At 54.6% G+C, this 21,291-nt stretch carries 20 protein-coding genes, 1 tRNA gene and 1 pseudogene; 12 read left to right on the top strand and 10 right to left on the bottom strand.

What is annotated here, in order from left to right:
• Positions 1 to 16: 16 nt before the first annotated feature.
• From RD1_RS05280 to RD1_RS05270, 3 genes are all read left to right on the top strand, one after another.
• Complete coding sequence (locus RD1_RS05280; protein ID WP_011567420.1) at positions 17 to 853, top strand: hypothetical protein; 837 nt, start codon at positions 17 to 19, stop codon at positions 851 to 853.
• Positions 854 to 919: 66 nt separating this feature from the next.
• Positions 920 to 996 (top strand) — tRNA-Met (locus RD1_RS05275).
• A 449-nt stretch (positions 997 to 1,445) separates the two neighbouring features.
• Complete coding sequence (locus tag RD1_RS05270) at positions 1,446 to 2,036, top strand: SLATT domain-containing protein (RefSeq protein ID WP_074958852.1); 591 nt, start codon at positions 1,446 to 1,448, stop codon at positions 2,034 to 2,036.
• A gap of 558 nt (positions 2,037 to 2,594) precedes the next feature.
• On the opposite strand, the gene RD1_RS05265 is transcribed toward RD1_RS05270, so the two are convergent.
• Positions 2,595 to 3,560 (bottom strand): IS3 family transposase, encoded by a 966-nt coding sequence (locus RD1_RS05265; RefSeq protein ID WP_245897203.1) that lies wholly within the window; start codon positions 3,558 to 3,560, stop codon positions 2,595 to 2,597.
• A pseudogene (locus RD1_RS21270) lies at positions 3,527 to 3,646 on the bottom strand (transposase); the annotation flags it as partial. The pseudogene RD1_RS21270 and the gene RD1_RS05265, both read right to left, overlap by 34 nt.
• 169 nt (positions 3,647 to 3,815) lie before the next feature.
• On the opposite strand from RD1_RS21270, the gene RD1_RS05255 reads away from it, so the two are divergent.
• The gene (locus RD1_RS05255) at positions 3,816 to 4,571 is read left to right on the top strand and encodes a hypothetical protein (RefSeq protein ID WP_044032957.1); all 756 of its coding nucleotides are present in this window, start codon (positions 3,816 to 3,818) and stop codon (positions 4,569 to 4,571) included.
• A gap of 146 nt (positions 4,572 to 4,717) precedes the next feature.
• Here the strand turns inward: RD1_RS05255 and RD1_RS05250 are convergent.
• A protein-coding gene (locus RD1_RS05250; protein WP_076611555.1) for an IS3-like element ISRde2 family transposase occupies positions 4,718 to 5,832 on the bottom strand; the annotation gives its coding sequence in 2 pieces (ribosomal slippage) (positions 4,718 to 5,577 and positions 5,577 to 5,832; 1,116 coding nt in all).
• Between the two features lie 777 nt (positions 5,833 to 6,609).
• Positions 6,610 to 6,909 carry a hypothetical protein gene (locus RD1_RS05240; RefSeq protein ID WP_011567418.1) on the bottom strand — a complete coding sequence of 100 codons (300 nt, stop codon included), beginning with the start codon at positions 6,907 to 6,909 and terminating at the stop codon, positions 6,610 to 6,612.
• 228 nt (positions 6,910 to 7,137) lie between these two features.
• Between RD1_RS05240 and RD1_RS05235 the strand changes: the two genes are divergently transcribed.
• Both RD1_RS05235 and RD1_RS05230 read left to right on the top strand, forming a co-directional pair.
• Entirely contained in the window at positions 7,138 to 12,342 is a 5,205-nt protein-coding gene (locus tag RD1_RS05235) for an NACHT domain-containing protein (RefSeq protein ID WP_011567417.1), read from the top strand.
• 366 nt (positions 12,343 to 12,708) lie between these two features.
• Positions 12,709 to 12,897, top strand: coding sequence for a DUF6880 family protein (locus RD1_RS05230; protein WP_011567416.1), 189 nt, complete (start codon positions 12,709 to 12,711; stop codon positions 12,895 to 12,897).
• 317 nt (positions 12,898 to 13,214) lie between these two features.
• On the opposite strand, the gene RD1_RS21370 is transcribed toward RD1_RS05230, so the two are convergent.
• Both RD1_RS21370 and RD1_RS05225 read right to left on the bottom strand, forming a co-directional pair.
• Entirely contained in the window at positions 13,215 to 13,346 is a 132-nt protein-coding gene (locus tag RD1_RS21370; protein ID WP_011567415.1) for a hypothetical protein, read from the bottom strand.
• Between the two features lie 12 nt (positions 13,347 to 13,358).
• Complete coding sequence (locus RD1_RS05225; protein ID WP_011567414.1) at positions 13,359 to 13,988, bottom strand: NAD(P)-dependent oxidoreductase; 630 nt, start codon at positions 13,986 to 13,988, stop codon at positions 13,359 to 13,361.
• A 167-nt stretch (positions 13,989 to 14,155) separates the two neighbouring features.
• Between RD1_RS05225 and RD1_RS05220 the strand changes: the two genes are divergently transcribed.
• Positions 14,156 to 14,668 (top strand): TetR/AcrR family transcriptional regulator, encoded by a 513-nt coding sequence (locus RD1_RS05220; RefSeq protein WP_245897201.1) that lies wholly within the window; start codon positions 14,156 to 14,158, stop codon positions 14,666 to 14,668.
• A 93-nt stretch (positions 14,669 to 14,761) separates the two neighbouring features.
• On the opposite strand, the gene RD1_RS05215 is transcribed toward RD1_RS05220, so the two are convergent.
• The gene (locus tag RD1_RS05215) at positions 14,762 to 15,652 is read right to left on the bottom strand and encodes a LysR family transcriptional regulator (protein ID WP_011567412.1); all 891 of its coding nucleotides are present in this window, start codon (positions 15,650 to 15,652) and stop codon (positions 14,762 to 14,764) included.
• A 106-nt stretch (positions 15,653 to 15,758) separates the two neighbouring features.
• Between RD1_RS05215 and gstA the strand changes: the two genes are divergently transcribed.
• From gstA to cysE, 5 genes are all read left to right on the top strand, one after another.
• The gene (gene gstA / locus RD1_RS05210; protein ID WP_011567411.1) at positions 15,759 to 16,367 is read left to right on the top strand and encodes a glutathione transferase GstA; all 609 of its coding nucleotides are present in this window, start codon (positions 15,759 to 15,761) and stop codon (positions 16,365 to 16,367) included.
• Positions 16,364 to 16,747, top strand: coding sequence for a nuclear transport factor 2 family protein (locus tag RD1_RS05205; RefSeq protein ID WP_011567410.1), 384 nt, complete (start codon positions 16,364 to 16,366; stop codon positions 16,745 to 16,747). The genes gstA and RD1_RS05205 overlap by 4 nt, the downstream gene beginning before the upstream one ends.
• A gap of 4 nt (positions 16,748 to 16,751) precedes the next feature.
• Positions 16,752 to 16,973: a tautomerase family protein gene (locus RD1_RS05200; protein ID WP_011567409.1), complete on the top strand. Its 222-nt coding sequence runs from the start codon at positions 16,752 to 16,754 to the stop codon at positions 16,971 to 16,973.
• An 80-nt stretch (positions 16,974 to 17,053) separates the two neighbouring features.
• A complete protein-coding gene (locus RD1_RS05195) occupies positions 17,054 to 17,986 on the top strand; it encodes a DMT family transporter (protein ID WP_011567408.1) in 933 nt (310 codons plus the stop codon).
• A 2-nt stretch (positions 17,987 to 17,988) separates the two neighbouring features.
• On the top strand, positions 17,989 to 18,795 hold the full coding sequence (gene cysE / locus RD1_RS05190) for a serine O-acetyltransferase (RefSeq protein WP_011567407.1): 807 nt from the start codon (positions 17,989 to 17,991) through the stop codon (positions 18,793 to 18,795).
• An 89-nt stretch (positions 18,796 to 18,884) separates the two neighbouring features.
• On the opposite strand, the gene RD1_RS05185 is transcribed toward cysE, so the two are convergent.
• The 3 genes from RD1_RS05185 to RD1_RS05175 form a co-directional block, all read right to left on the bottom strand.
• Positions 18,885 to 19,727: a bifunctional allantoicase/(S)-ureidoglycine aminohydrolase gene (locus tag RD1_RS05185; RefSeq protein ID WP_011567406.1), complete on the bottom strand. Its 843-nt coding sequence runs from the start codon at positions 19,725 to 19,727 to the stop codon at positions 18,885 to 18,887.
• Positions 19,728 to 19,834: 107 nt separating this feature from the next.
• A complete protein-coding gene (locus RD1_RS05180) occupies positions 19,835 to 20,392 on the bottom strand; it encodes a hypothetical protein (RefSeq protein ID WP_011567405.1) in 558 nt (185 codons plus the stop codon).
• Positions 20,393 to 20,496: 104 nt separating this feature from the next.
• Positions 20,497 to 21,162 (bottom strand): OmpA family protein, encoded by a 666-nt coding sequence (locus RD1_RS05175; RefSeq protein WP_011567404.1) that lies wholly within the window; start codon positions 21,160 to 21,162, stop codon positions 20,497 to 20,499.
• Positions 21,163 to 21,291 lie beyond the last annotated feature (129 nt).

The raw sequence follows: 21,291 nt of genomic DNA, 5'->3' as shown, positions 1-21,291 counted from the left end.
TGTTAGCGCTGTTGGCATGGATAAGGTCATCGTCTGCATCAACTGGGGCACCAAATATGGGGCGCCCTACATAAACCGCCTTTATGAAATGGTGCATGGCAACATCACGCCCCCGTTTCGTTTCGTGGCCTTTACCGACACAAGCGACGGCGTTAACCCGGCGGTTGATTGTTTTGATTTGCCGGAAATGCCCGGGTTCATGCCAAAAAACACGATTGGCCAGTGGCCCAAATCGCGGCTCTGGGCGCCGGTGCTGGGGGACCTTTCGGGTCCATTCCTTTTTGTCGATCTCGATGTGACGATTACCGGCTCCCTTGATCCGTTCTTTGAATTCGGATCGCCCGACGATGTGGTTCTTGCGCGCAATGCCGCAAAACCGCTGCAAAAGCTTGGCCAGACATCAATCTACCGGATGCCCGTTGGCGCATTGGCACCGCTGCAGGCGCAGTTCGCGTCGGACCCGCAAGCGGTCGCGGACAAGTATCGGTTTGAGCAGCATTTTGTGACCAAGAATGCGCCCAATGGGGTCAAATTCTGGCCCGTGAAATGGGTTCGACATTTCAGAATTGAATGCATTCCAAGGTTCCCGTTGAATTATTTCCTCGATCCGCGCCCCCCGAAAGGAACACGCGTCGTGATTTTTGCCGGCGCCATGAACCCCCCGGATGCGATCGCCGGGCAATACAACCGCAGAACCCCGCACCTGCCGCCGCTCGCTCACGTAAAGCGCGCGTTGAAGTCGAAAAACAAGCTAAAGGCGCTTCGCCAATATGCACGTCCCGCGAAATGGGTCGCAGATATCTGGTCGCAATCAAACACCTACAACGCAGCGCATGGGCCTGTCGAAAAATAACCGCAAAGAAATTGCAAACTTGGTCTTGCACCTTCCGGAGCAGTAACATAACTACACCGATGTTGGCGCGGGATGGAGCAGCCCGGTAGCTCGTCAGGCTCATAACCTGAAGGTCGTAGGTTCAAATCCTACTCCCGCAACCAAATTTTTACTTATATTACAATGCATTAGCGCCCTACGGGGCGCTTTGTGCTTTTGGCAGCAAACAGTTGTGGAAGCACTGTGGAAGCAATCAGCGGGAGTTCAGCCCTGTGACTCAGCAGCAACGCTCGCGAATCTTTTAGAACAACGATTGGTCTTAAAACAGGCATTCGTGCGGCACCCGTTCCATGACCGCTCCTAGCCCCAAGCGGACATTGCAGACACGCCCGATCGTCACCGCAAAGGGCTTATGCGCCCTTTTTCGCCCCCTGCTTGCAAAAGTGACCCAAAATGCACACATTTGGTTGGTGCGGGCGGAGCGCATTGCGCTAGTTCCCCTAGCAGGGACTATTCTTAATGCACGGGCATGTCCCAGCTTAGGCTACTTCTAGATACTCTAGGAATCCAAACTGTGAAATCATTGCGCCCGCACAAATTTTCGAGGACGTAATTGAAAAATAAAGAAGAAAATCAAAAAGGTGATCAGTTCGGGAATATCTGGATCACATCGCGCACACGGATGCAGTCACACGCACGCTACAAGCGATATGATCTTCTCTCGCATATCGTACTGACAGCATACTCGGTGCTGTTATTGGGGTTTTCTGTGTTTTCTCATCACTTAAACGGAAGCCAGATCGGTCCGTACGTCTCGGAGATATCGATAGTTCTCTCATTGTCAGTACTTTGCGCGTCGCTTGTGATCTGGGGTCTCAAATTTGGAAAAACCGCCGACGAACATAGAGAATGCTATCTAGCTTTGCAGCGCCTCTACGAAGATGATGATGCCAGAAAAGATACTTCTACATATCATCAAATTCTAGATCGCTACCCGAACCAGTCTGACTTCGACTACGAGGCGATGCTCTATAGAAACGTGTGGTGTCAAGGCAAAGAGCTTTTGGACCGATCTGGTGTCGTTTCATTTGGCTGGTGGCGTGCTACGAAGTTTCAAATCGTTCGCTCGTTGCGCATCATTGGAGCGACATTTGTTCTTACCCTACCGCTCATTTTTTTAGCTGTTTTGTATGCCGCAGAATGATTATCCGCTCACCTTCGAGCAAGTTTTTTCAGAGGCGCATCTAAGGTCGATTTTTGATGATCGGCTCAAGGACGCCAAGTTTACTGGGTTGGATGGGATATCAGTTTCGTCGTTCAAGCAGAACATCGATGCAGAGATCGCTCTGATCAGCAGAAAGGTGTTAGATGGAACTTTTAAGTTTACCAGATTCCGCGAAAAGCTGATCCTCAAGACTGCTCGCAAGCCGCCCCGCCAAATTTCAATACCCACAATCCGAGACGCAATAGCGCTCCGTGCTTTATGTGATCACCTTACGTTCCAGTTTCATGAGAGCAGGATGCGGCCGCCTCACGACTGCACCAAACGCGTTGCGCAGGCCGCGAAAGAAGCAGGTGCCTCAGACAGCTTCTTGCGTTTGGATGTCGTGAATTTCTATCCTTCAGTTGATCATGATATTTTAGTCAATCAGCTTCGAGATAAGAATGCGGACGCAAGAGCGATTTTATTGATTGAGAGGGCAATTAAAAACCCAACTGGTTTGGTAATCCCCCCATTTTCGGAGGGGCGCGTCAGTAGAATCTATGCTGCTTTCAGTTTCTGTATCGGTGTCACTCCGCCGATCCCCATGTTTGGTCTTTCGTTGTTATATGTCCAGAGCCAACGGGTGGCATGGTCTTGCACCTCTTCGATGCTGTTGAAGTGATACCGCCCAAGCCATTCCGTGCGGACAGTTCTGTTGTATCTCTCGACATAGGCGTTCTGTTGGGGCTTGCCGGGCTGGATGTAGATCAGCCCGATCCCCGCCTTCTCTGCCCAGTTCTGGAGCCTGGCGCTGACGTATTCTGGGCCATTGTCCACACGAATGGCCAACGGCTTGCCACGCCATGCAATGATCTGGTTTAGCGTCCGAACCACGCGTTCTGACGGCAGTGAGAAGTCGACCTCAATGGCCAAGCCTTCTCGATTGAAGTCATCCAGCACGTTCAGCGTCCGGAACGATCTGCCATCCGCCAACTGGTCGGCCATGAAGTCCATCGACCACACTTCGTTCGGGGCCTCCGGCACGGCCAGTGGCTCAGGCTTCTCCCGTTGCAGCCGTTTTCGGGGCTTGATCCGCATGTTCAGCTCCAACTCGCGATAGATGCGATAAACGCGCTTGTGGTTCCATTTGAACCCTTTCACGTTCCGCAGATGCAGCAAGCACAGGCCGAAACCCCATGTCTTCTTGGCATTCGTCAACGCGACCAGCCAATCAGCGATCAACTCGTTCTCATCGCTGAGCTTTGGCTGATATCGAAAGCAGGTCTCGCTGATTGAGAACGCCCGGCACGCCAGAGCGATGCTGGCGGAACGGTAGCGCACCGCCCATTCGGCCATCTCGCGTCTTTGAGACGGCCTCACCACTTTTTTCCAAGGGCTTCCTTCAGCAGATCGTTCTGCATGCTCTTCTCGGCATACATCTTTTTCAGCCGCTTGTTCTCTTCGTCGAGCTCCTTCATCCGCGCCATCAGACTGGCATCCATGCCGCCATATTTTGAACGCCACTTATAAAAGCTCGCGCTGCTCATCCCATGTTCGCGACACAGATCAGACACCGGCACGCCGTTCTCCGCCTGCTTCAAGATCGCCATGATCTGCGCGTCGCTGTACTTCGATTTCTTCATCAGAATCTCCTCTTCCATCTTCGAGAAAATTCTACTTCCGCAGACCCCTAAATTTCGGGGGGATTACCGTTTCGATGAGGGTGACAGGTCAGAAATCGGTGTGCCCCAAGGTTTGAGCATTTCAAACATTTTATCAATGCTTTACCTAGAAGGTTTTGACCACTATTTCGCGCAAAAGTATCGGTATTTTAGGTATGTCGATGATATTCTTTTAGTGGTGGGAGAGGAGCAAGCGGTCGGAATTCATGATGAGATAGCACGTCATATGAGAACAGAACTTCGCCTTAAGACGCACGATCTGGACCCCAACCAGCCAGACAAGACAGCTATCACTCCCGTGAAAATTGGTACTGAATATCTAGGTTATCATATTTCAAGTGACGGACTTCGGATCAGGGAACGATCCTACAAGAAGATGTTTCGTGCCATTGTCGGATGCCTTAGAGCATTGAAAGGCACTGCCCGAGTTGAGCAAGTACTTTGGCGCTTGAACTTGATTATCACGGGATGCCGCGTCGAAGAAAGATCGGTGGGATGGGTTTTCTTCTTTAGGCAATCGACAGACGTAGGGCAATTTCACAGGATGGATGCCTTTGTGCGAAAGCAACTAACGCTGTATGGTCTAAAAGATCAAATTTCGATCGTTAAACGCTTTGCTAAAGCCTATCATGAGACAAGGTTCAACCGGGATAATACGAATTATATACCAGACTTTGACAACTTCAGCCTCGCTGACATGATGAAGGCAATTCACCTAGTGAAAGGTATATCACTAGAGAAGCTGGGATCAATGGATCGCTCTGATGTGGAAGAGTTATATTGGAAGATGGTCAAGCGCGAAGTGGCGAAGCTCGAAAGAGAAACGGTGGACTTCCTCACTTATGGATCATGATGAGCCATAGTGAGTGGCTGGTGCGCAAGTCATGACTTGTGGCCCAAACGTCAAATCCCAACAAAATTATGCCGCGGAAGAGGCGCACAAATCTGGTATGAATTGGCCTGCCCAAGTTCAAATTGACCTGCTCCCCTGAGAGTCCGCTACTTTAGGTTAGCACTGTTCAGGTTTTGGTCTTCCTTTGACCGTTGGTGATACTCCCACGGCGTGAGCCCGTCGAGGCTCGAATGTGGGCGGTAGTGATTGTAGTCGCCGCGCCATGCCGCAATCATGCGGCGGGCATGGCGCAAAGACGGGAACAGGTGTTCATTGAGGCATTCTTCGCGCATTCGCCCGTTGAAGCTTTCGACAAGACCGTTCTGCATCGGCTTTCCTGGCGCGATGTAGTGCCAACCAACTTTGCGGTTTTCCTGCCATTTCAGCATCGCATTGCTGGTCAGTTCTGTGCCGTTGTCTGAGACCACCATGCAGGGATAGCCACGGAGTTCTGCGATGCGATCCAGCTCACGGGCAACACGCGTGCCTCCGATGGATGTGTCCACCACAGCGGCCAGGCATTCCCGGCTGAAGTCATCGATCACATTCAAAACCCGGAACCGGCGACCATCCTCCAATGCATCCGACATGAAGTCGAGTGACCATCGCTGGTTCGGCCCCTGCGGGATCGCCATAGGCGTCCTGGTGCCCACAGCACGCTTGCGCCCGCCCCGTTTGCGAACGGTTAACCCTTCTTCGCGGTAGAGCCGGTACAGCTTCTTCCAGTTCACTTGCCATCCCTCGCGCTTCAGTAGGATATGCAGACGGCGATATCCGAACCGTCGCCGCTCGGACGCCAGTTCCTTCATCCTGGCCCGCAATTCCGTGTCGGCGGGGCGCTTCGACCTTCGCCGATAAACACGCGGATCGATCCCGGCCAAGGAACAGGCCCGTTTCTGATTGTAGCCCTTGGTCTTCATGGCCCAGTTCACAGCATTCCTCCTCGAACCGGGCCTCAGAAGTTTTTTCCGAGCATCTCTTTCAGCGTCGCCACGTCCATCATCTGCTCGGCCAGCATCTTCTTCAGTTTGGTGTTCTCGCTTTCAAGCGTCTTGAGCCGCCGTGCGTCGGACACTTCCATGCCGCCATACTTGGATCGCCACTTGTAAAAAGTCGCATCGCTGATCCCATGCTTGCGGCACAGCTCTTTCGCGCCAAGCCCGGCCTGGTGCTCTTTCAAAATGCCAATGATCTGCTCTTCGCTGAAACGGCTTCTCTTCATCGTCTGTCTCCTCAGTTGGAGAACAGGCTAACCAAAATTCGAGGACTTTTCAGGGGAGCAGGTCAATCCAAAATCCGTTCGTCGAATGACTGATCAAGGGTGAAACTAGGTGTTCCTTTTCTGACGGTATCGGCCCTTTACTGACAATTGTCTTGACGACCGCTGCCGCGTTGCGGCTTCTTCAAAGCTGACGTTGGGCCTGAAAATTCCCGATGGGCAAGTCAGTCCCAACCAAACTCTTCGACAATGCGAGTTCTGTAAGCCGTTGCAATCTGGTCGGGCGCTCTACGAACGTACTCTTCAGCCCTAGCGGCAGAATGTCCTGAAAGACCAACGAGGTGCGAGATGACATCCTCAATAGACGGATGATCGTTGTTCTGCTCCGTGATTGGTGATTTGGAGGGTAGACCAGTCCACACGACCCCCGCAAAACCAAGTTTGTTCGCCCAAGCCTCAACAAGCTCCGCGCCATGGTGATCAGATGAACCATCGCCAGTCCAAAATGCTGAGTTCTTTGTGCTTGGGAGGCCTTCGCGCTTAGCAAGTGCTTGGCGCGCTTCCTCTAACGAGGTAGATGACAGAGTGTTCCATAGCGTCGGACACACAGTGCCCCGCTCGCAAACAACAAGTGTCATGCGTCCGTCATTCGATTTTCGAGCGAATTCAAGCGGCATCTTGGGCCCATCCTCGCGCCACTCATGCGAAACGGGTAGGCCGCCGGGCTCCCAAATCAACGATCCCCAACCGAGGCAAGCAAATCTAGTTTTGCCCTCTTGTCTATTCATTTTCGTGCCATTCGCGGATGGTTCTGGTCAGGTTTGACAACGCAAGCCCTCGACTGGTCCGGACATCGAGCATCGCAAAGCCTTCAGCGAACTTCACAACACTCTCCCCGTCCAAAAGGAACTCAAATTGTCCACTCGAATATTCGTCTTCGTGGTCATAATCTACGACCCGCCAGTTTCCGAGAACTTCGCCATCGCGAGTGATCACATCGCCATGCGCCAGTTTAGGTTCGTATCCGCTTTCCATCCACTCATCGTGGCCGACGAAGTTTATCGGGTAAATCAAATTCATATGTTACAGACTAGATCAAATATCAGGCCGCACAAGTAGTGCTTAGATACGGTCGTTAGCGCCTTTCACCCCACAATCGACCTCCACTAGATAATCGAAATGATGGCTGCAGCCCGTCGTTCTGGACATTGCGTTCGCAATGCTGGGGTCTATCCGACAAGTTTATGTTTTTGTTCCTCTCGAGTCCGAGTAACATAGAGCCATTCGAGCAAAAAAGTGGATAAGAGAATGCCCGCGAGTCCTGAAGCAACAGGTGGCGTCGGCTACACCTTTGAAGATTCTGTGGTGGCATCATATTTGACCAGCCTACTTGTTGAAGGCGGTGCGCGGGGAATCTCTGAAGCTATTACTGGTGGCGTCTTTCTGCAGCGTGCGGCTCTTGGTGAGCCGCTAGACGATATAATCGTGGAGGCGTCGGATCGATACGGCCAACCTGCCAAATTGGCTCTCCAAGTAAAGCAGAGCCCAACCCTGAGTTCTGCTGAAACGAATACCGATTTTCGAGATGTCATTTCTGCTAGCTGGAGAGAACTCGAAAAAGACGGCTTAAGAAAAGGTCGGGATCGCGTTGGTTTAGCTGCTGCCAATATCGCTCAGTCCACACTTCGAGCGGCTCGTTCTTCGCTTGAATGGGCTCGTGTATCCACGTCGGCAGACGACTTTTTTAGACGGCTCAAAACCGAGAATTTCGCAAGCGAAGCACAAAGAAGGTTTGTGAGCGATGTTCAAGCCCTGTTGCCGGCAGAGGCGCAAGACGAGGAAAATTCGTGGCAGTTTCTAAGGCATTTCGTCATCCTCGTCTTTGATACGCTTTCAGAGGGAGCGTCAGGCTCATTCGAGGCAATTGAGCGTCTGCGAAACGCGCTACCAACTGGAGAACGTCATCGTGCAGAAGAGCTTTGGGTGCGACTTTCCCAAATATCACGACAAGCGTCGGGCGCAGCAGGTAGCTTTTCAAGGGCAACATTGGTTGAGCAGCTTTCGGGAGCGTTTGATCTTTCGTCTCTTCCAAGCATGCGCAGAGATCTGGTGAAGGTAGCAGAAGAAACAAGACACGCTCTTCAAGGTATCCGAATGGATGTATCTGGGCTGGTTATTCCACGTAATAGTATTCTGGATAAGATTAACGATATCGATGATGGCAAGCGGTTTATCCAATTGGCGGGCGAGGCGGGTTCGGGAAAGTCGGCGGTGTTACGTGCGCTGGCCGAAGAGCACACCCGAAACGGTTTCGCTCTTGTTCTGACCGATAAGCGTCTCGTCGGCCCCGGCTGGCCTTCGCTGGCCGCGCACCTGCGCCTAGAAACGGAACGGCTCGCTGACCTCCTTTTTGAGCTAGCCACACTGGGAAAGCCAACTCTCTTCATCGACGGAATAGATCGCTTAGGTAAAGAGGCCCGTCAGACGATTTCAGACATCGTGACTACTCTTCTTGATGACCCGAGGCTTGCGGACTGGCGCGTTGTGGCATCTACTCGGTCGTCAAATCTCGAAGACTTGAGGATATGGCTCCCTCCTCAACTCATTGAGGAGGGCCAAGCCCACATCGTCGAGATCGATGGATTTGATGATAATGAGGCTGGCGTCCTTGCTGAGCGATTTCCAGCGATGCGCGATGTCCTGTTTGCCGAGGGTCAAGAGCAGGAATTTGCAAGGCGCCCTTTCTTTGCTCAGGTGTTAGCACAACGTGCAGTGGGCACTGATGGAACACCGGGCAAGTTTTCCGAGATTTCGCTAGCACAGGTTTGGCTAGAAGGGCCTCAGGGTTTACATGACAAAGCCTCTTCAATTGAACGTCGTCAAGCGATGGGTGAGCTAGCCGCCAGATGCGCTCAAACAACCAATAGAAGCGGCGCAGTAGAAGGCATTTCCGCCCAGGCTCTGACCGCACTAGTGCAAGAGCGAGCGATTACTGAGGTTGCGGGAAGCGGACAATATTCTTTTACCCACGACATATTTCTTGAATGGGCAATGTTCGGATTGTGTCGCCAAAATGGTCCAGACTGGCCGGGCACCCTCGCGGCTGCTGGCGACAGGCCCGGATTAATCCGGGTAGTGGAGCTACTATCACAGTCTGAATTCGAAGCCGGTGATAGATGGACTGAAATTCAGTTGGCACTAGAGCAGCAAGAAGCTTGGCGTCATTGGAGCAGGGTTTGGCTCCTTGCCCCCTTTGCCTCTCCGGCGTTCTTTGATCGCAAAGAATCAATTTCGGAATTTTTGAGCGAAGACCACCGGCTTATTCGGCTCCTTTCTTCTTTCCGCGCGCATAAAACTATCGAAAACCTTTTGGTGGTTCACGGTGCGTTCGAACTTGGCGAGAAAACTAAATTCGAAAAGTTCAGAATAGCTGACTTTTTGTCATGGCCCCGCCCTGTTCGGAGTTGGAGGAGATTGCTGATCTGGCTGCTTTCTCTAGATTGGAGTGAGGAAACAATCGAGGACATAGTCGACACGTTCGATGTATGGCTTAACCTGTTTCAAGATTATCCCGACAGGATCAAAGATCGTTTTGCTGAACGAAGCGATCAAATGCTGACTGAGTGGGATGCCTATGACTATTGGGATCGGGGCAAAACGACCACTCCGCTGGGTTTTCATAAGGACGGTTTCGGCAGCAAACTTCGACAGGCTTTCCTAAGGTCCTCTCTCACCAACAAGGACCTACTAAGACGTAGGCTTCAAGCGTGGACAACCGAACGGATTGACGACAAGGTCCAAACCAGCGTCTTTGCATGGAGCATGCGTCTTGCCAGTGTTGTCCCTGAAGCCCTAGCAGACTTTTCCTTCCAAGCATTTATCGACCCACTACCATCAGAGTCAGCCGAGAGGTCGCGAGGGCAGATGATCGGTTGGTCGCCCCATATGAATGATTGGGACTCACCCGGCATTAGCAACTATTCGCGCCACTGCCATCCAGCCTCTCCTATTCAGCAACCATTCGCAGCCCTTTTCGAGCACGCGCCTCAAGAAGGACTTCGTTTAATTCGCAAGCTGCTCAGCCGGACCGTTGTCGCGTGGCGAGAGCTACCCCTATACGACTATCGCAACCGTGAAATTCCGGTTCCATTCAGCGTGGATTTCCCCTGGGGAACTCAAACATTCTGGGGCGACCAAAGGATTTATGGTTGGTATCGAGGCCTGTTTTCTTGCGACATCCTCGAGTCGGCACTTATGGCGCTGGAAGATTGGGCGTTCGCCGAGCTTGAAGCCGGACGGGACGTTGATGAGATCGTAAGGGAGCTTGTTACAGGACACGAAAGCGTTGCCACGCTGGGTATCGCTCTGGGAGTCTTGTTGGACAAGGACGCGCTGTCACCTACGGCAGCGGCTCTGGTAGGCTGCCAGCGAATTTGGGCCATGGATGAGTACCGCTGGCAACACGACGTCAAAGGCCATCACTCAAACGAAATCGGAGCTAGCTTCGGCTGGTCAAACGATACAACTCATCTCGAAGCGTTGAGACGCCTCAACTCGAGGCCTTCCCGAAAAAAGAACATCGAGTGGCTGGCGAAGATATTCATCCTCACGGCTAACGAGCAGCGCGAAAAAATGATCGAACAGCTCTCGCGCTTTCCCACTGAATTGCCCTTCACCCACGAAGGTCAAGACCAAGATGACAATTTGATCGCATATTATCGGAAGCGAGCCGAGGAATGGGCAGCAATTGCTGACCTTTCGAACTATGCAAAGGTGGAGACCATCGATGGCAAGGTCGGCGTCGCATTCCAGCCTTCGGACGAACGCGTGCAGCAAGCGGAAGAAGCAAGCGAACGACTAGCCCATTGGAACGAAGGCTTCCAACTGCTGAAACAAGCTGAAGTTTGGTTCGAAAGCGGCACGATCGATGATCAGGTGCGAGATGAGATAGTAGCACTTGCCCTTGAAGTCGATAACGAGGACCTGTTCACTTCCGGTTATGATGCCGGAGACCCCGGTCATCGCCGAGCTGGCGGAGTAGCTGCTGTATCAGCAGCGATGCTGAGTTTTGGGTTGGATATTCCAAAGGATCATCTGGAATGGGCAGAAAGCGTTGCATTCCGTGCCGCTAACACCGTTCCCGCAAACGAAGAGTTTTTTCACGCGGAAGCTCCTGCCGACGACAGACCCGAGACGTTTGCTTCAAAAGGATTGGCGGCGATAGCCAAAAATGGTGGACCATCAGCAAGTTCAGCACAGGAAGAACTGGTTCGGTTGTGCTTTCATCCCTACAACGGCGTGCAGTTGTCTGCCTTGGCAAATGCCGCGTCATGTTGGCGAGAGCAAAAGAAATTCGCTGGCAAGAGCACGGCGCTCGCCTTCAAGCTGACGACTCTTGAATTGGATCGTGGTTCGCCTGATTGGTATCGACGATGTGATGAGCGGGACAACCTTCTGGCCTCCGAAAAACAGCAGCTGTTTGAAGCGACTATGCGAGGTCTAGCTTCTGGTGACAGGAACGGGATGTCTGAGACCTATGCCGAAATCGTGCCGGAACACTTGGATCGATGGCGGGTCAAGGACTTCGCGTCGATGTTGTCAATCATCCCGAAAGACCGGTTCAACGAAGATGATGCTTTTCGTGACGACCTAACAGCTCTTCTGCATAGCTTCGTTGAAAAGCTCACTGCGGCGATTGGCGCAGCTGACGAAGCCGAGCGCCGTTCAGGCTCAAGCCTAAGTTTGGAGTTTTCCAATTGCATTTGGGACTTGGCAGCGCTGTGCGAGAAATTGCCAATTGAAATCGTTCGTAGTGCAATCATACCACTGTTGTCTCAGTTGCCCCAAGAGCCGAGGAGCGAAGTTCTCTCGACTTTCGCAAATGCGTACTCCTGCATGCGAATTCTGGATGCACCGAAAGTTCCAGCGGGCATTGTTGGTGTTTTACTCGACATCTTTGAGGCGGTTGAAGATCATCCCGATTGGAAACGTCCTGAGTGGCGGGAGGACTATGGTCTTCCTGATCAGCTTCACAAATTGGTTCGTATCGCAATGGGGGCAAATTGGGATCGGCCAGCAATGGGGGCGGCCCGCTTCGCTAACAGTGAATGGTCTGATGCAAGGCTACTTGACCCATTGATCGATTGGATGCTCCAAAGATTTGGCCACCTGCCGCAGGTCATGCAAGCATTCTTGCTCCATGTTGAAAGGTCATTCGATCATCGCGAGAGCGAATTCCTCGCTTCGAGGTTGGATGGAATCGCGCCCACCGTTTGGCAGTCTAGAGGGTTCTGGTCCGGGGGAAGAACTGCACAGCTCGCCGGTCTAATTCAGTCCTTTGCCGAACGAGATGCCCCATTGCAGCCTGATGTCCACGTTGAGTTCTTGAAAATTCTCGATCACTTGATTGAACTTGGAGATCGTCGTGCAGCTGCGCTTCAAATTAGCTCGCTCTTTGACCTGCCACGTTTCAAAAAGCCGCCACAGGTTGCAAAAACCGAAATTTCGAAATGAGTCCCCACCACAATTTCGCGTCCAAGTTTCGTTTTGTTGGTCAAGGCCTCACCCGTTTGCATATGCGGCCAATGACCAGATTCCGCCCTTCTTGCGTAAGGTGGTCAAATCGAACAGGTGAAGTCAGGTAGGTTACGACGGTTGCGCCCTCCCGCAACCAATATCACCAAACAATACCAAAGCCTTAGGCCTCGCATCACGCGAGGCATTTTGCTTGTGTGCATTCCATGTCAACGCTACGTCAACGTTTGACGAGTCGCATAAAAAATATTCAATGGAAGCAACGCCACAGCTCGAATGCAGGCACTCTTTTATCGCAGGCAGTTTCCGGATGCGGCTCATTGAAACTGATCCCGAGCAATCGCGATGTCAAAGAAAACACTGATTAAAGCCAATCTCAAAACGCTTGGCGCGCCCAAAGTCACCGATCTCGTGATGGACTTGGTAAAGGGGTCCGCAGTCTTGCAGCGTCGCGCCGTGATGGAGCTAAGCGCAGCACCGGCCCCGCGTGCGGTGCGCAGCAAGAATGCCACGCCAGTTCAAACTCGACAATGACACTCGGTCAGTGTGAAATGCAGACATCAACCTAGGGGGCGGGGAGTTGTCGTACGTACGAGAGCCGCTCGATTCGCCGAGCTGTATTCTATCAAATGAAACTCTAAAAGCTCTGCTGTCTGCGCCTTGCTTCCGTCGGAGAGTCACGCTGCGAAGGTCCGCGGTTTCTGCTGGAGCTTTTCCTTTAAACCGAAGTTGTGGTTTAAGCTCGCACCGAAGTAATCCTCTCCATCTGTCCTATGGGGGCACTTTTCCGAAGCTGGTTTCCACCACGCTGTTCCGCGGCGCAATTGACGATCGCGCAATTCATGTCAACGTTACGTCAACCCGTACAGGCCTATTTGGCTCGGTTTGGCCAGACCCCGCATCACGAGATCAGAGAAGCTGAAGAACACGCCCGCCAAAAGGGCCAAGACAGATCCGGCGGCCACGAGGATCAGGGTTATCATCTCAGTAATATCCTAGCTGGACAGGCCGACGGCGCGCCCGATGTAGAACCGGTCGGTCAATTCTTCGGCAAGGAACCGGGCAACATCGCTTCGGGCGACCTTCAGGTCGAGACCACGGGCCGTATTCGGGACATCTTTGACAACCGGCCTCAGCGTTGCGCTGTCGGTAAAGGCGGCGGGCCGCACGATTGTCCAGTCGAGACCGCTGGCCTGAACCAGCTTTTCCTGCACCTGGTGATCGCGAAACACCGGGGCTAGAAGCGCGCCGAACATGACGAACTTCCACCAGAAATTGAGGGTCTGCCAACTCTCGCCGATGCCCAATGTCGATTGGCAGACAAGTCGAGAAACGTCATGCGTATGCATGGCCTTGATGATGTTCAGGGTGCCTTCCGAGCGCACAACACTTTTGCGGGACATACCTGACCCAAGCGTGACGATAACGGCGTCCTGTCCCCGGACGGCCTGTGCGACATCCTCGGCGTTCAAGGCATCGCCGGACATACGCCGCAGATTCTCGTGGGAAAGCCCAAGCCGTTCCGAAGCGCGCGCGAAGGCGGTGACGACATGACCGGCATCGAGCAAGGTTTCAACGGTGAGGCGGCCGACGGATCCTGTGGCCCCAAAAACAACGACTTTCATTTTCTCTATCCTTCTAGTTTGGGCGAATATTGCTTGACACTGTGTACAGTTGACAGTGTGTCAATTAAGCTTATCTTGACACCATGTCAAGTGATGCACCCCCTACCCGCACTCGTATTTTAGAAACCACCCTGAACCTGGTAGGTTCAGGCAGTTCCAAGACGCGCATGTCCGATATTGCCAAAGCAGCGGGTATCAGCAGACAAGCCTTGTATCTCCACTTTCAGAGCCGCGCCGATCTCCTGATTGCCGCAACCCGGCATCTCGACACGATCAAGGACGTCGACGCACGGATGGCCGCAAGCCGGGCGGCAGCGACGGGACAGGCCCGCTTGACGGCCTTTGTCAAAGCCTGGGGCGATTACATTCCGGAGATTTATCAGTGCGCGTTGGCGTTGCGCGCGATGCGTGCCGACGACCCAGAGGCCGCGGCTGCTTTGGATGATCGCATGCAGGCGGTGCGTGAGGGGTGTGCGGCAGCGGTTGCGGCACTTGACACTGACGCAGCGCTGCGGCCCGAACTGTCCAAAGAGACAGCAACGGACATAATCTGGACCATGCTGTCTGTTGAAACCTGGGAACAACTGACCCAGCAATGCGGGTGGGCGCAGGACCAGTATATAGCGTTGATGCAAGCCCTGACCGCTCGCGCGGTGTGCCGGGAAGATTATCATACATAGGCTGCGTTGCGCTTGACGACCTATGATATCACCATTGCTACAACCTTGAACAACGGGCCCGGCAGCGCGACGCGGTACGGCCGAGCAACGCCTTCAGGCTTTTTCGGGAATGTCCGCGCCCAAACCCGCCCAGATCGCGGCCATAACCTGTCCGATCGGCCGGTCCCGTCGTCGGATCGCAAAAATCTCGGTGTGGCGCGGGGGAAATCCCTCGACGTTAAGGGGCACCAGAGCACCGGTCGCCAAATCGTCCTCCATCAGATGCTCGGGGATACCGCCCCAGCCCAGTCCGGCCTTGATAATCGATTTCTTCGCCTGAAAGTCCGAAACCGTCCACCGCTGACCACCGGACAGAAGATCGCGGCTTTGATCAAAGTTGCGGCCACCGGTGCCGGACACGACGACTTGGGTGTAGGCTTGCATTTCGCGTCTTGAGCGGACTCCGGAACGCTCTGCCGCGGGAAAATCCGGGCTGGCGACAGGACGTATGGTTATTGTACCGACGGCGAGGGTCTCCACCTCCCCAATGGGGACATCGGCAAGGCTGGCGATGATCAGATCGGCCTCGCCGCTGATCAATCGCTCCAATGGTCCGCCCATCATTTCGCTGGCGACCTTGATTTGTGTGCTTGGGAACCTGCGCCCAACCTCCTTCAGAACGTCCAGGATCGGATCAAGCGACATGGTGGCGCTGATCGCGATGGAGATTATCGGTTCTTGATCACTTCGCAGCCCGGCGGCCACTTCCTTGAGCCAATTGACGTGTTCGAGAACGCGCGTTGCCTCACGAAAAAAGACTTCGCCCTCCGATGTGAGCTGCGGGCGATAAGAGTCGCGGGACAGGAGGAGAAAGCCCACTTCCTCTTCCAGCTTCTTGATCTGGTGGCTCACAGCGGATTGCGCCTTGTTCAGGCGCTCCGCCGCAGCGCGGAACGTGCCCGACGCCACGATCGCATCGAGAGTCAAGAGTTGGTCCAATGTCATGGGGCCTCATATGATCGTATTTCTAGATCATATAAATGAAAACTCGATATTATCAATCGGTGTGCATCGTTGCTACCTGTCGGGCACAACGAACATGGAGCGTTTTATGAAACTCTACTACAAATCCGGTGCCTGCTCTCTTGCGAGCCACCTCATGCTGACCGAGGTTGGCATACCCTTTGAGATCGAAGCCGTTGATACGGCTGCCGGGCGGACAGAAAGCGGGAAAAACTACCGCGATATCAATGCCAACGGCTATGTACCAACGCTTGAACTCGATAGCGGGGAACGCATCAGCGAAGGCGCCGCGGTCCTGCAATACATCGCAGACTCCAATCCGGCGCGTGCCTATGCACCTGCACCGGGCACGGTGGAACGCGCGCGCGTGCAGCAATTCGTAAACTACGCTGCCACGGAATTGCACAAATCATGGGCCCCCGTGTTCAGCGACAGTTCTACAGAATCCGAAAAAGCCGCAGCGATGGCCAAAGTCAAAAGCAAGTTCGACTACCTCGAAACGGTCTTTGCCGATGGCAGGGCGTATCTGGTCGGGAATACCTTCTCAGTCGCCGACGCGTACACCTTCATCCTCGTCTTCTGGGCCAACTTCAAGGACATTGATCTGTCTGGCTGGCCCAACCTGTCTGCCTTTGTGGATCGGATCGCTGCGCGACCCGCGACCAAGTCGGTCTTTGCGGCAGAGGGCCTCGCATGACGGGCGCGCCTGATGAAGTGGCTGTCAGAAGCCTGATGAAGCGGTATTTCGACGGGCTCTACCACTCGGACAGCACGGTTTTGCGCAGCGTGTTTCACGACGATCTGACGTATGTGAACGGGACAATCGGAACATACGAACACATGGGCCTTGAGGCATACATGACCCGGATCGATGCTCGTACGCCGCCTGCTACGCGTGGCGACCCCCGCGAAGAGGTCATCGAGCGCGTTGTCTTCAAAGGCGATCAGATCGGCCTTGTCGAGGCGCGCATGACCATGATGGGTCGCAACTACCAAGACCTGCTGACACTCATCAACACGGAGGACGGATGGCGGGTGCTGACCAAGGTATTCTCAATCGTCGAACGAAAGGAATGAACCAATGCCATACGTGAACATCAAGGTGACACAAGAGGGCGGCCCGCAGGGAACCGGTCCCTCGGCGCAGGAAAAGGCCCGGCTAGTTGCAGGGGTCACGGAACTGCTGTTCGAGGTGCTGGGCAAAAACCCTGCGACAACTTTCGTCGTGATTGACGAGGTGTCACTCGACAATTGGGGGATGGATGGCAAGCAGGTGCGGACAATTCGCGCAGCGCAAGGCTGATCGCGCTATCCAGACCTTCAGTCAGAAACGGCATATGTCGGTGCGCTCCAACGCGCGCCGGCGTCTACGCGGGGGGCTTTATGCAGCGGAAGCTATACAAAAACCGGGAAGTGCTCGCAGGTTACGGCTGGATGTCGGTCGCTGTCTTGATATGGGCCAGTTGGCTCGTTCTTACGTCCAGCGGGCGCGTGACCGCGCTGTCCGTTGTGGACCTCGCCTGGTTTCGCGCGGCAATTCCGGCGGCGGTCCTCCTCCCCGTTCTCTGGCGTAACCGGGAGCATGTTGCACGGCTTGGGGTGAAACGCTGTGTGCTACTGTCGGCCTATGGCGCGCCGTTCACCTTATGCGTCGGATATGGTCTCACCTTTGCACCGGTCGCGCATGCCGGTGCGATGGTCCCGGGCCTCATGCCCGTCTTTGCGATTGCCCTTGGGGCGATCTTCTTGGGGCAACGCATCTCGCCCCGGAAAGCTGTGGCAAGCCTTTTCATTCTTTCGGGCACCGGGGTGATCCTGTGGTACACATCAAGTGCCCCTGAGGGCGACGCGGTTTGGGTCGGGCACGTGCTTTTTCTGCTGGGTGCACTTTGTTGGGCCTGTTTTGCCGTGACGCTCGGGCGATCTGACGTCGGACCTTTCGTGGCAACGGCCATTGTCGCAGCCCTGTCGGTCTTGGTGCTGACACCGATCTTGGCGTTCCCCGGTGTATCGCAGATCAGCAGCGCCGACCTCCGCGATGTTACTTTTCAGGCAGTGTTCCAGGGTGTTTTGGCTGGCCTTGTGTCTCTCTTTGCCTTTGGCCGCGCGCTTCAACTTATCGGAAGCAGGGCCGCAGCACTGACCGCGCTCACACCGGGCATTGCGGCTGTGTTGGCAATTCCGGTTCTCGACCAATTCCCGCACGGCGCTGAGGCTGCCGCTTTGATCCTCGTCATTCTGGGTCTTTTTGTCCAAGCTACGGATGCCGCCAACGCACCAAAAGCCAATCACCAAACCCATGCGCGAAGGGACTGAGCATGGCGCACGACCGACAAAAGCGCACCCTTGGGGAGTTCTGGTCCGTCCTGCGAGAAGAAGCCGAAATCGTGGTGCGATCCGAACCCTTCTTGGCCCCGGTCCTGCAAAACGCAGTTCTGCGCTGGAACGCCTTTTCTGACGCGCTCGCCCGGCGGCTCTGTGACGCCCTTGGCTGTCATGAGGTCGCCCGCGACACTTACGGTGCGCTGTTCTCGGACACCATCAAGGCTGATCCAACGATTTCGACCGCGGCGGCACAGGATCTTTTCGCGATTTACAGCGGTGATCCGGCGAGCCTGACATTTGTCCAGGCCTTTCTCAGTCACAAGGCGTTCCACGCTGTGCAGATGCATCGCATTGCCCACCGTCTTTGGCTGGACGACCGGCGCGAACTTGCGCTTTGGCTGATGAACCGCGCATCAATGACCTTGGGTCCCGACATTCATCCGGCTGCCCGGCTCGGGGTTGGATTGATGTTGGATCATGGGGCAGGAATCGTGATCGGCGAAACCGCCGTTGTCGAAGACCATGTCACAATCCTGCAAAACGTGACGCTGGGTGGCACGGGAAAAATCCGGGGAGATCGCCATCCCAAGGTACGGCAGGGCGTGATGATCGGTGCTGGGGCAAAAATTATCGGCAACATCGAAATCGGCGCGTTCAGCAAGGTCGGCGCGGGCAGTGTCGTGCTGAAAGATGTGCCTGCGCGGTGTACAGTGGCCGGGGTTCCAGCCCGGGTCGTGCGCCTCCACCCGCAGAGCACCCCGGATGCGGGGACAGCCCGGTACTTTCAGACTGAGCATTAAAGCGTCATGCGAAAAACCTGAATCACATGACGCATTGACATCCGTCATCTCAGACAATGATTAGTCGGTCAGGTTTCTCGCACCGGGCTTCAGGCAACACCGTCGCGGTGAAGAGGCCGCAGCCCCATGTGCCGGTTCACGTCCTTATACAGCAAATACCGAAAATCACCGGGGCCACCCGCGTAACACGCCTGCGGGCAAAAGGCGCGCAACCACATGTAATCGCCCGCTTCGACCTCGACCCAGTCGTTGTTCAGCCGGTAGGCGGCCTTGCCTTCCAGAACATATAGCCCATGCTCCATCACATGGGTTTCGAGAAAAGGGATCACCCCGCCCGGCTTGAAACTGACTATGGTGACATGCATGTCGTGGCGCATGTCGCCCGGGTCAACGAAACGCGTCGTGGCCCATGCCCCATCCGTGTCAGGCATCACCGTTGGCGCAATCTCCTGTTCGTTTGTGATGATCACGTCGGGCTGCTCAACACCCGGCACAGCCTCATAGGCTTTGCGGATCCAGTGAAACACCAGCGGGTCCGATCCCTTGTTGTGCATTGTCCAGTTGCATGATGGGGGCAGATAGGCATAGCCGCCGGGTTCTAGAACATGTGTTTGCCCGGCAACCGTCAGGGTTGCCTGCCCCTCGACAACAAAAAGAACGGCCTGCGCCTGTGGGTCGGTTTCCGTGCGGTCCGACCCGCCACCGGGCGAAATCTCCATGATGTAGTGGGAAAACGTCTCGGCAAAGCCGGTCATCGGACGCGCCAGAACCCACAGACGGGTGCCCGTCCAGAAGGGCAGAAAACTCGTCACGATATCGCGCATCGTCCCCTTGGGGATCACAGCATAGGCCGGTGTGAAAATCGCACGATCCGTCAGCAGGGTTCTCTGATCCGGGTGTCCTCCTTTGGGGGCGAAATACTGCGCGGACATGATGGCTCCTTTCAGGCTTGCAAGCGCAGTATCGGCAAGGGCTCACTGTCTAACCAGACCGAATAACGCGACAACACCTTTCGGCTTCATTTGAAAATGCCGCGAGATCAGAGGCAGACCCAGGCCCCAAGGTGACTGTCATCAATGTCGGCAAAGTGTATCTTAAGCGGCTCGTGATCATCAACGAATGACGATGCAAACCCACGCTGCGGCAGCGACCGGCGCACAAAGAAACCGGCGATCCAGACACCCAACAGCAACCCGTTCTTTTCGCGCAACTCGATCCGGTGGCCCTGGATGTCGCCATAATCCAGCGTACCGCTCATGTTGGACATACGTGCATCGAAACACACAAGGCCATTGCTGTAAAAGCGCCAGCGCACAGCCCCCCAATCGCATTCATCTATCGTCGCAGGCCCTGTCCAGAGATATTCCCGCCAGCGCAATTCGCCCTTGGCACCCTCGTTCAAAACTCCCTGCGAAGAGGCATCATTGTTTTGCGCCTTCCAGCGGACATAGCCGACGGGCTCGTCCTCGCGGCCGATTGGAATACCTTCACTGGACAGGCCAAATGTCTTTTTGAGGATATTGTCGCCGTCTACACCCTTCTTCTTGGCGTCATCGGCAAGGTTAGAGACAAGCTTGGATGCAACTGACCAGATCATGGTTCCCCTTTCGACGTATCCCGTAAGCAGGCCCGTTCAGACTGGGGAATAACACTGCCCGGTTCAAGGAAAGACTGCGCACGCCCGCGGCACGGGTGGTCAGATCAGTTCAGCGCGACGCGCATCCGGGCAGAACTGCAAAAACAACGCTGCGCGTATTCAACCTTGCGCAGGGCAGAGGCATCATATCCGACGGCAATGTTGCAATCTTCGCGTGCAGCACCGGCCATCTGAAAGGCGGCACCGCTGCGGCGCGCGGCGGCAAGTTGCGCAAAAAAACTTTCCGCTTCGGACAGGCGCGATTCAAGGTCCGTTTGCAATTCATCGCCGACAGAGGACGCCGTGAGCGGAACTTCGCGGTACGTTCGGCAGGCCGCCAGCATCTCGCCCAAGGTCACGGTGACACGCCGGTTCAACCGTTCAGGCCCCGCGACACTCACAAGCAACTCACGCTCGCCACGGCTTGAGACCGTACCGATCCGGTCGACGCTGACCCCCTGTTCCAACAAGGCAGCTGAGACCGCATTCGCGCGGCGCAGGCCCAGTTGATCATTATAGCCTACACCACCAACAGCATCCGTAAAGCCAATGAGTACAGTCGGTTTATACGAAGGGTTTTCCTTCAACTGCTCGGCAATCTCGACAATCTTGGCCTGCGCCTCGGCATCCAGTTCAGCCGAGTCAAAGTCGAAATTGATCGTCCCGATATCTTGTGCGGACAGTGAAACAGGCAAGAACAGGCAAAGCGCCAAGAGCATTCTGAACAACACGTGGGATCCAACCAGCTAATCTACAGTTGTTAAAAGTGATACTGCACTGTCACACTCTGCACAAGAACAGAACAAAAATGAGGCAACTTCTGTACAATTCCCAGTGGAGACTATTTGTTATGTGTTAAA

Source organism: Roseobacter denitrificans OCh 114 (assembly GCF_000014045.1).
Classification (GTDB): domain Bacteria; phylum Pseudomonadota; class Alphaproteobacteria; order Rhodobacterales; family Rhodobacteraceae; genus Roseobacter; species Roseobacter denitrificans.
Note: the sequence above shows the minus strand (reverse complement) of the source record. Positions and strands in the feature narration are given on the sequence as shown.